This window comes from Ruminococcus sp. CAG:379, from assembly GCF_000434255.1.
Classification (GTDB): domain Bacteria; phylum Bacillota; class Clostridia; order Oscillospirales; family Ruminococcaceae; genus Ruminococcus_F; species Ruminococcus_F champanellensis.
Genome location: NZ_FR894886.1, coordinates 66,914 through 77,684 on the forward strand (window position 1 = coordinate 66,914; position 10,771 = coordinate 77,684).

The following is a 10,771-nucleotide window of genomic DNA, read 5'->3' on the forward strand; positions in this document are numbered from 1 at the left end:
GAAGCCGATGCCGGCACACAGCACCATTGCCGCCAGGGGCTTGACCGGCTTGCATGCCCCCTTCCGCAGCCCCAGCACCAAGCCGGTCACCAGCACTGCGCCCAGTCCCACCAGTCCTGCCAGGCATTGGGTTCGGGGCAGGAAGAACAGGAACACCGCCGCCGCAATGGTGTAATAGAGCCGGCACTTCTTCTCCCGGCTGTACAGTGCCATGCACACCGCCAGCATCCCCAGCATGGTCAGCAGCATGGCGAACGCCGCCGGGTTGGAGGACAGACCGCTGGGCAGGTACACATCCACCAGCAGCCGGGGGAACATATGGTCATAGCTGGAGGGCAGCCGGATGGGCAGGATCTGGAACAGGGCAAACAGGCACTGTGCCAGTCCGTATCCGGTGATCCAGAGCCCCAGCTTTTCTGCCTCTTTTCGGTGCAGCTGGGAGCAGATCACGAAGAACGCACCGTAGAACAGCAGTGCCAGCACGCCCCGTCCCCGCCCCTCCATGCCGATGAGGGCAACGGTGGTGTCGAAGGACAGCAGGGCGGAAATATACCCCAGGATCAGAATGCCGCACAGGAGTGCTGCCGGCAGTGCCGCCCGTTTCGGGTCAAACTGCTTCTTGATGAGGGCGATGAAGGCAAAGATCAGGGCAAGCACGCCTCCCACCGCAAACATGGAGGACACGCTCCGCAAAATCAGCACCAGATAGGCAAGCACGCCCCTGGTGCCCCCGTCGCTGATGGCGTCGGACAGGCTGCCGTATACGTCCTGGGTCAGCTCCGTCAGCAGCATACTGCCGGTCAGCAGGATCATTGCCAGCATGCACACCCGGCAGGAAAGCTGCCGCAGCCGCTCCGGCTTCAGATTTACAATAAAGTTGGAACGCTCCGAACTGTGAAACAAGGTTTTCGCCATAAACATGCTCCTTTACAGAAAACCCCCACGCATTGCTGCGCAGGGGTTGGTATGCGTTATTTTGCGTATTCGACTGCCCGACTTTCCCGGATAATGTTGACCTTGATCTGACCCGGGTATTCCATTTCGTCCTCGATCTGCTTGGCGATCTGCCGTGCCACCAGAACCATCTTCTCGTCGTTGATGACCTCCGGCTGTACCATGATCCGGATCTCTCTGCCCGCCTGGACAGCGTAGCTTTTCTCCACGCCCTCGTAGCTCTGACAGATTTCCTCCAGCTTCTGGAGCCGCTTGATGTAGTTCTCGTAGTTTTCGCTTCTTGCCGCAGGCCGTGCCGCAGAAATGGCGTCCGCCGCCTGTACGATGCAGGCAATGACGGTTCTGGGCTCTACGTCGTTGTGATGGGCCTCGATGGCGTGGATAACCTCCGGACTTTCCTTATACCGGCGGCATACATCCACACCGATCTGCACATGGGAGCCTTCGATCTCGGAGGTCAGCGCCTTGCCGATATCGTGGAGCAGTCCCGCACGCCGTGCCAGGGTAGCGTCCACACCCAGCTCGGAGGCAAGGATGCCGGACAGCTGCGCCACCTCGATGCTGTGGTTCAGCACATTCTGCCGGTAGCTGGTTCTGTACCGGAGTCTGCCGATGAGCTTTACCAGCTCGCTGTTCAGCCCGTGTACATTGGTTTCCAGGATGGCACGCTCGCCCTCCTGCTTGATCTTGTATTCCACCTCACGCCGTGCCTTATCCACCATTTCCTCGATGCGGGTGGGATGGATCCGACCGTCGCTGATGAGCTTCTCCAGAGCGATCCGGGCAACCTCCCGGCGCACATGGTCAAAGCAGGACAGGGTGATAGCCTCCGGGGTGTCATCAATGATGAGATCTACTCCGGTGAGGGTTTCCAGCGTCCGGATGTTCCTGCCCTCCCGTCCGATGATGCGTCCCTTCATTTCGTCATTGGGCAGTGCCACCACGGAAACCGCCGCTTCGGACACCTGCTCCGCCGCACATTTTGCAATGGCAAGGGCAATGTAGTTCCGTGCCTTCTCGTCGCACTCGTCCTTGATCTGCTGTTCGTAGCTGGTGACCTTCAGCGCCTTTTCGTGCACCAGGTCATCCTCCAGCATATTGAGCATGTATTCCTTTGCCTGTTCCCGGGTCAGCTCGGAAATGCGCTCCAGCATATCCATTTCACTTTTCTTGAGGGTCTCCGCCTCCTTGAGCCGATCCTCCGCCGCCCGGATCTTGTTCTGGAGCTGTTCTTCCTTCCGCTCCAGGTTGTCGTTCTTCCGGTCGAGATTTTCTTCCTTTTGCTGGATGCGACGCTCCTGCCGGGAGATCTCTCCCCGGCGATCCTTGATCTCCCGCTCCGCCTCCGAGCGCAGCTTGTAGATCTCGTCCTTCGCTTCCACCAACGCCGCCTTTTTCCGGCTGTCCGCATCCTTTCCTGCGTCCTCCAGAATGCGCTCCGCTTCCTTCTCCGCAGAGCCGATCACGCTTTCCGCCTCACGCCGGCGGTATGCGATGCCCTGCTTGAAGAAAATGAACCCGGAAATCGCTGCACCGACGATCAGCGCTGCCACGCCGGTCAGCACTGTGATCATGGTTTCATCCACGTTGTACCGTCCTCCTTCATTCAGTCTGATTCTGACTATCACTTCACTAAGGCGGACAATGTCACCGTATTTTTATTCATTTGTGTATACTGCGCCCGTGCGCACAAAGAGAACATCTGTTCTCTGATTCAGAATTGGGGGCTGATTCGCCGTTGATTCCACATTTATACTGACCGGCAGAGCCGGCACAAATAAAAGTACAGCCACATAGCCTGTGCCGTAGCTTACGGGATGGGGCGCATCCCGGAAAAGTCATTTGCAAATATATCCTATCAAACCGGTCTGGGATCATGCCGCCGGCTCATAGATTGCAACATTATTATTTTATAACTTTTCAACCTGCTTGTCAAGGGCAATCCCCCACAAAGAGCCCTCCCGGCACAGGAGTGAACGGATTTCAGCATTTTATACAATCCCCCGGCGCATTTTCAGAGGATTCCCCCTTGTTTTTGTGCAGTGTGCCAAAAAGCCCCTCTGCCGCCCGGATGCTCCCTGCCGGAGGACAAAATTTTTTCGCCCAGATGATTGACAAATCCGGCGGCTTGTGCTAGTATAATCTTGTATAAAACAATATCGTGGAAAACCATGACGGAGGATGGCAGATCCCGCCGTGCGCCATACAGAGAGCACCGTCCCGGCTGCAAGCGGTGCTGACGCCGAGATTCTGCATACCGCCTCTACCAGTGTGCCTAATCGGCAACGGGCGCTCCCGTTACAGAGCATCCAAAGGCAGTCTATGACTGTGAACCAGGGTGGAACCGCGACCTGTCGCCCCTTATGCAACCGCATAGGGGGCGTTTTTGTTTGAGAGGGGGTGATCCGCACGCTGTTCCGTGACAGAAGCCTGTCCCCGTGCGGTATGACCGCCCGGACAGACGCAATCCGATAACATCATCAACTGAAAGGAAGTATTTTGCTATGATCGAACTGACACTGAAGGACGGCAGTATCCGCCAGGCTGAGGCTGGTCAATCCGCCGCCGAGGTCATCAAGGGCATCGGCATGGGTCTGTACAAGGCTGCATGCTGCGTCAAAATCAACGGGGAGGTCAAGGATCTGCGGGCAGTGCTCACCGGGAACTGCTCCTTTGAGGTCATGACCTTTGACTCCATCGAGGGTAAGAAGGCATTCTGGCACACCGCCTCCCACATTCTGGCACAAGCCGTAAAGCGGCTGTACCCGGAAGCAAAGCTTGCCATCGGCCCCGCCATCGACAACGGATTCTACTACGACTTTGACGTGGAGAAGCCCTTTACCGCCGATGAACTGGTGAAGATCGAAGCGGAAATGAAGAAAATCGTCAAGGAGGGCATCCCCCTGGAGCAGTTTGAGCTGCCCCCGACAGAGGCGCTCAAGAAGCTGGAAGAAATGGGTGAGCCTTATAAGGTAGAGCTGTGCAGCGAGCATGCAGGCAAGGGAGAGCCCATCTCCTTCTACAAGCAGGGGGATTTCACCGACCTGTGCGCAGGGCCTCATCTGATGACCACCGCTCCGGTGAAGGCGTTCAAGCTGCTGTCCTGCACCGGCGCATACTGGAGAGGCTCCGAAAAGAACAAGATGCTGTCCCGGATCTACGGTACCGCATACCCCAAGGCTGCGGAACTGGAGGCATACCTCAAGCAGCTGGAAGAAGCCAGGCTGCGGGATCACAACAAGCTGGGCAGAGAGCTGGAGCTGTTCACCACCGTGGACTGCATCGGTCAGGGCCTGCCCATCATGCTGCCCAAGGGCGCAAGAGTCATCCAGCTGCTGCAGCGCTTTGTAGAGGATGAGGAGCAGCGCCGGGGCTACCTGCTGACCAAGACCCCTCTGATGGCAAAGAGCGACCTGTACAAAATCTCCGGCCACTGGGATCACTACAAGGAAGGCATGTTCGTACTGGGGGACGAGGAGAAGGACAAGGAGGTATTTGCCCTGCGTCCCATGACCTGTCCCTTCCAGTACCAGGTATTCCTGAACCGTCCCCGTTCCTACCGGGATCTGCCCATGCGGTTGGGCGAGACCTCTACCCTGTTCCGGAACGAGGACAGCGGCGAGATGCACGGTCTGATCCGGGTACGGCAGTTTACCATTTCCGAGGGACATCTGATCCTTCGTCCGGAGCAGCTGGAGGATGAGTTCCGGGGCTGTCTGGAGCTTGCCAACTACATGCTCACCACCCTGGGGCTGGCGGATGATGTGACCTACCGGTTCTCCCAGTGGGATCCCAACAACACGGAAAAGTATATCGGCACCCCGGAGCAGTGGGACGAGGCACAGGGCGCTATGAAGAAGATCCTGGATCACCTGGGCATCCACTACACCATCGGCATTGACGAGGCTGCCTTCTACGGGCCCAAGCTGGATATCCAGATCAAGAACGTACACGGCAAGGAGGACACCCTCATCACCATCCAGATCGACCAGATGCTGGCGCAGCTGTTCGGCATGGAATACACCGACGTGGACGGCACCAAGCGCCGCCCCTACATCATTCACCGGACATCTCTGGGCTGCTATGAGCGTACCCTTGCCCTGCTGATCGAGAAGTACGCCGGAGCATTCCCCCTGTGGCTGGCACCGGAACAGGTCAAGCTGATCCCCATTGCAGACCGGCACATGGACTACACCCTGGAGCTGGCAAGAAAGCTGGAGGCTGCGGGCATGCGCATCACCGTGGACGACCGGGCAGAGAAGGTGGGCTACAAGATCCGGCAGGCAGTGCTGGAGAAGGTGCCCTACATGCTCACCATCGGAGACAACGAGGTGGAGAGCAAGACCGTATCCGTCCGCTCCCGCCGGGACGGGGATCTGGGCAGCATGACCCAGGACGCCCTGCTGGCAAAGCTGGTGGAAGAGGTTTCCACCAAGAAAATCTGAGGCGCTATCATAAAACAAACCCGTCCGGGCATACCGGGCGGGTTTTTTCTGTCCTCCATCCAAAACAGGGGCATCCTCCCGGATGCCCCACTTGATTATTCTGATTTTTCCTGGTTCTTCAGATCCTGGGGGCGCTGCCGCACCTTGATGTGTACCTCACGCAGCTGCTGCTCCGTAACCTGGGTGGGGGCACCCAGCAGCAGATCCTGGGCGTTGGAGTTCAGCGGGAAGGCAATGACCTCCCGGATGCTCTCCTCGTCCAGCAGCAGCATGATCATCCGGTCAATGCCGAACGCCATACCTGCATGGGGGGGCGCACCAAACTTGAATGCACTGTACAAAGCGCCGAACTTGGCTGCCACATCCTCCTCCGTGTAGCCGGCAATCTCAAACGCCTTCACCATCACCTCCGGGTCATGGTTCCGGACTGCGCCGGACGCCAGCTCCACGCCGTTGCACACCACATCATACTGATATGCCAGCACATCGCAGGGGTTCTTGGTGTTCAGAGCCTCCAGCTCACCCTGGGGCATGGAGAAGGGGTTGTGGGTGAAGATGGGCTTGCCGGTTTCCTCGTCCTCCTCGTACATGGGAAAGTCCACGATCCAGCAGATCTCGAACCGGTCGTTGTCGATCAGACCCATCCGGTTTGCAACCTCCGTGCGGATCTGTCCGGCAAACTTCTCCGCATTTTTCTTGCTGTCCGCAATAAAGTACAGCACATCCCCGGGCTCCAGCTCTGCACGGCGCTTGATCTCCTCCCGGGAGGCGTCCGTCAGGAACTTGTCGATGGGGCCCAGGAAGGACATGTTCTCGTCCACCTTCACATAGCCCAGTCCCTTCATGCCGATGGACAGGGCGTACTCCTCCATGCTCTTGAAGAAGGTCTTGGACTTTTCACCCATCTTAGGCACCCGGATGCCCCGGACGGTCTTGTTGGAGAAGGGCTTGAAGTCGCTGTCCACGAACTGATCGGACAGGTCGATGATGAACAGCGGATTCCGCAGATCCGGCTTGTCGGAGCCGTACTTCAGCATGGCATCCGCATAGGTGATCCGGGGGAAGGGACCCTTGGTGAAGGGCTTGTTGCTGAATTTCTCGATGATGGCGGGGAAAACCTCCTCCGCAACGGCAAATACTTCCTCCTGGGTGGCAAAGGACATTTCCAGGTCAAGCTGGTAGAACTCGCCGGGGGTACGATCCGCTCTTGCGTCCTCGTCCCGGAAGCAGGGAGCAAGCTGGAAGTATTTATCAAAGCCGGACACCATGTACAACTGCTTGAAGATCTGGGGTGCCTGGGGCAGGGCATAGAACTTGCCGTGATGCTTCCGGCTGGGGATCAGGTAGTCCCGCGCCCCCTCCGGGGAGGAGGTGGAAAGGATGGGGGTCTGAAGCTCCAGAAAGCCCAGACTGGTCATCTTCTCCCGCATAAAGGACATAATGTTGGAACGGAATACGATGTTCTGATGCACCCGGTGGTTCCGCATATCCAAAAACCGGTACCGCAGCCGAATATCCTCGCCGGATTCCCGGGAGGAGGGCACCTCAAAGGGCAGGGGCACCGTAACCTTCCCCAGGATCTCCAGGGTCTGTGCCACGATCTCCACCGTACCGGTTGCGATCTTGTCATTGTAGGTGGACGCATCCCGCTTGACCACCTGTCCGCTGACGGAAACGGCGCTTTCCTTGTTCACGCCCTCCAGCAGACCCTCGTTCTGCTGCATGGTGATCTGCACAATGCCGTAGTGATCCCGCAGGTCGATGAACTTGATGCCCCCGTGATCCCGGATGTTCTCCACCCAGCCGGATACCCGGACGGTCTTGCCGATCTCCCCTTCGCCGATCATGCTGGTGAGATGATCCCGATAACGATTTGCTAAAAACATCTTCTCAATACCTTTCCTTCCCTATCAGCCTTTCAGCTTCTTTTCCAACAGCTCTTTGATGGCCTTGGGTGTGGCAGAGCCCTTCAGCGCTCTGTTTGCCTGTCCCATCAAAAATCCGAATACCTTCTGTTCCCCGTTCCGGTACTGCTCCACCGGTCCCGGATTGTCCGCCAGCAGCTTGTCGATGACGGATTCCGCCAGCCCCAGATCCTCCCGGATCCACAGATTCTCCTCCTCGGCGATCTGATCCGCCGTCTTGCCGGTTTCCAGCATACTCCGGAGGATATCCTTCATATTGCTCTTGTTGATCTTGTCGGTTTCCCCAAGCTCCACCAGCCGTGCCAGCGCAGGCCCGTCAAAGGGCAGGGTTCCCATATCCGCTTCTCCCAGATTGATCCGGCGCATCAGCTCCACCAGAATGAAGGAAGCGATGGCTTTGGGGTTGGGATAGCTTGCGGCGGCCGCATCGAAAAAGTCGCTGATGCGCTTGTCGCCGAGCAGGGTCTCCGCCTCGTTCTTGGCGATGCCCCACTCCAGGTACCGGGCAAGCCGCTGCTCCGGCATTTCCGGCAGGCTTGCCCGGATCTCCTCCAGCTCCTGCTCGGTAAAGATGATGGGGGGAATGTCCGGATCCGGGAAGTACCGGTAATCGTGCGCATCCTCCTTGGAACGCATGGCAGTGGTTTCCCCGGTGCTGTCGCTGAACCGGCGGGTTTCCTGATGCACCCTGCCGCCGGATTCCAGGATCTCCGTCTGCCGGTAGATCTCGTAATCAATGGCTCTGCCGATTGCCTTCACAGAGTTCAGATTCTTGATCTCCGCCCGGGTACCCAGGGGCGCACCCGGCTCTGCCAGGGAAATGTTCACATCGCACCGGAGGGAGCCCTGCTCCATCTTGCCGTCGCATACGCCGGCGTACTGGAGTAGCTGCCGGATCTTTTCCACAAAGGCGGTTACGTCCTCTGCGCTGTGGAAATCCGGCTCGGTGACGATCTCAATCAGCGGGATGCCGCACCGGTTATAATCCGCCAGGCTCACATGGGCAGCTTCATCGTGCACCAGCTTGCCGGCGTCCTCCTCCAGGTGGATCCGGTTGATGCGGATCACCTTGTCCTCCCCGTTCACCCGGATGTCCACATGGCCGTTCAGACACACGGGACGTGGCATCTGGGAAATCTGGTACGCCTTGGGCAGATCCGGGTAGAAATAGTTCTTCCGGTCCCACTTGGTGAACCGGGAAATGTCGCAGTTCATGGTATAGCCTGCCTTGACGATGTATTCCACCGCCTTCCGGTTCAGAATGGGCAGGGTGCCGGGCAGTCCGGAGCATACCGGACAGCAGCGGGAATTGGGCTCGCCGCCGAATTCCGCAGAACAGGTGCAGAACACCTTGGATTTGGTCAGAAGCTCGGCGTGGATCTCCAGGCCGATGGTGGGGTACAATCTCATTTTGCCGCTCCTCCCTCCGGCTTTGCCGGGATCACAGTAAAGCCCTGCTCGAATGCGTCAGCCGCCTGGATAATAGTAGCCTCGTCAAAGCGTCTGCCGATCAAAGACATGCCGATGGGCATCCCTGTCCTGCTATAACCGCAGGTGGTGCTGATGGCAGGCAGGCAGGCAATATTCACCGTCACCGTGCAGATATCTCCGGTGTACATCTTCACCGGATCATGCTCCTGCTTGCCGATGGGGTATGCCACCGTAGGTGCCGTGGGGGTGAGAATGATATCGGCGGTCTGGAAGATCCGGTCATATTCCTTGATGAAATCCTGCTTGAGGGCAAGGGCTTTCCGGTAGTAAGCGTCGTAATAGCCGCTGGACAGGGCATAGTTCCCCAGCAGGATCCGGCGCTTGACCTCGTCCCCGAAGCCTCTGCTCCGGCTGTCCCGGATCATTTTATCAAAGCTGTTTCCCTCGCCCCGGAGGCCGTATTTGATGCCGTCAAACCGGGCAAGGTTGGATGCCGCCTCCGCAGAGGCGATCAGGTAGTATGCGGCAACCGCATACTTGAGGGTGGAAATGGAACAATCCACCAGTTCCGCCCCCATGGACTGATATGCCCTGGCAGCAGCCAGAACCGCTTCCTTGACCTCATCGTCCACAGCGTCCCCGAAAAATTCCTTGGGCAGGGCGATTTTCAGCCCCTTCAGAGACTTGCCGACCTTTTCGTTGAAATCCGGCACCGACTGGGGCGCAGAGGTGGCATCGTGGGGATCCTGTCCCGCAATGGCGGACAGCACCGTGCCGCAGTCCCGGGCGCACCGGGCGATGGGGCCGATCTGATCCAGCGAGCTGGCGAATGCCACCAGACCATACCGGGACACTCTGCCGTAGGTGGGCTTTAAGCCGGTGACGCCGCAGAAGGATGCAGGCTGCCGGATGGATCCACCCGTATCCGAACCCAAAGCAGCGGCGCACAGCCCTGCGCTGACCGCTGCCGCACTGCCGCCGGAGGAGCCTCCGGGCACACAGCTAGTGTCATAGGGGTTCCGGGTCTTGGCAAAGGCGCTGGTCTGGTTGGAGCTGCCCATGGCAAACTCGTCCATGCTTGCCTTGCCCAGCATGATATAATTCTGCGCCTTCAGCTTTTCCACAACCGTTGCGTCATAGGGGGGCACGAAATCCTCCAGCATCCGGGAGGAACAGGTGGTGCGTACCCCGTCGGTGCAAAGATTGTCCTTCATAGCCATGGGGATGCCCGTCAAGGGCGCAGCGTTGCCTGCATCGATCCGGGCCTGCGCCTGTTCCGCCTGGGCGTGTGCCTCCTCCGGGGTCACGGTGATATAGGACAGCAGACTGCCATCCACTGCACGGATCCGCTCCAGATACGCATCCGTCAGTTCAGCAGCGCTGATGCTTTTGCTGTCCAGAAGCTGCCGCAACTGGGTCAGCGTGGTGTTCTGTAAATCCATCTTTCCAATCCCTTTCCGGTGTTATTCCATCATTTTCGGCACTACATAGCAGTCATCCCGGGGCTGGGTATTCTGCTGAAGCCGGGCGGTATCGTAGGAGGGCTGTGCCACATCCTCCCGCAGTGCCTCATAGGGGATCTCGTTGTGATCCTGGGTATCGTCGTAGGTCACGTCATATTCCTTGATCTGATCCATCAGCGCAATGATATCGTCCATCTGGGCGATCACCGCATCCTGCTGTTCCTCTGTGAAATCGAGCTTGGAAAGCTCACACAGATGGGCAAGCGTTGTTTTATCCATAAAGCCGTTCCTTTCCCCGGCAGCATCCGGTCTGCCGTGCCTGTCAAAGGCATCATATTCTGTATTATTATACTACAAAACCCGGCGTATTGCAAGGGGTTTTGGGGCAGCAGGACGGGTTTCTTTTGTGCCGGGGATGCGCAGCAGGAGTTTATTGAAGTGACCATTTGGTTGCGGCTTGTCTTTGATGCTCTGCGTGCGCCACCCACGCAAAAGCGTTCTACCAATGTCTTGGGAAAATTTGTGCTGCTCTATTTGTTTAACCGGATGGGTC

Annotated in this window: 7 protein-coding genes; 1 reads left to right on the plus strand and 6 read right to left on the minus strand. The window is 58.0% G+C overall.

Translation table 11 applies throughout. From position 1 onward, the window contains the following. Both QVO51_RS05725 and rny read right to left on the minus strand, forming a co-directional pair. Positions 1 to 915, minus strand: a 915-nt coding sequence (locus tag QVO51_RS05725; protein ID WP_288167908.1) for a hypothetical protein, incomplete at its 3' end; no start/stop codon positions are given. A 56-nt stretch (positions 916 to 971) separates the two neighbouring features. Continuing rightward, complete coding sequence (rny, locus tag QVO51_RS05730; protein ID WP_041326837.1) at positions 972 to 2,528, minus strand: ribonuclease Y; 1,557 nt, start codon at positions 2,526 to 2,528, stop codon at positions 972 to 974. Positions 2,529 to 3,458: 930 nt separating this feature from the next. Here rny and thrS point away from each other — a divergent pair. Further along, a complete protein-coding gene (thrS, locus tag QVO51_RS05735) occupies positions 3,459 to 5,399 on the plus strand; it encodes a threonine--tRNA ligase (RefSeq protein ID WP_022357594.1) in 1,941 nt (646 codons plus the stop codon). A gap of 95 nt (positions 5,400 to 5,494) precedes the next feature. On the opposite strand, the gene aspS is transcribed toward thrS, so the two are convergent. From aspS to gatC, 4 genes are read right to left on the minus strand one after another with little or no spacing between them, the layout of a single operon-like run. Further along, positions 5,495 to 7,285, minus strand: coding sequence for an aspartate--tRNA ligase (aspS, locus tag QVO51_RS05740; protein WP_022357595.1), 1,791 nt, complete (start codon positions 7,283 to 7,285; stop codon positions 5,495 to 5,497). Between the two features lie 24 nt (positions 7,286 to 7,309). Further along, positions 7,310 to 8,734, minus strand: coding sequence for an Asp-tRNA(Asn)/Glu-tRNA(Gln) amidotransferase subunit GatB (gatB, locus tag QVO51_RS05745; protein WP_015559280.1), 1,425 nt, complete (start codon positions 8,732 to 8,734; stop codon positions 7,310 to 7,312). After that, on the minus strand, positions 8,731 to 10,197 hold the full coding sequence (gene gatA / locus QVO51_RS05750) for an Asp-tRNA(Asn)/Glu-tRNA(Gln) amidotransferase subunit GatA (RefSeq protein ID WP_022357596.1): 1,467 nt from the start codon (positions 10,195 to 10,197) through the stop codon (positions 8,731 to 8,733). The genes gatB and gatA overlap by 4 nt, the downstream gene beginning before the upstream one ends. Positions 10,198 to 10,218: 21 nt before the next feature. After that, positions 10,219 to 10,497, minus strand: a complete 279-nt coding sequence (gatC, locus tag QVO51_RS05755; protein ID WP_022357597.1) for an Asp-tRNA(Asn)/Glu-tRNA(Gln) amidotransferase subunit GatC — start codon at positions 10,495 to 10,497, stop codon at positions 10,219 to 10,221. Positions 10,498 to 10,771 lie beyond the last annotated feature (274 nt).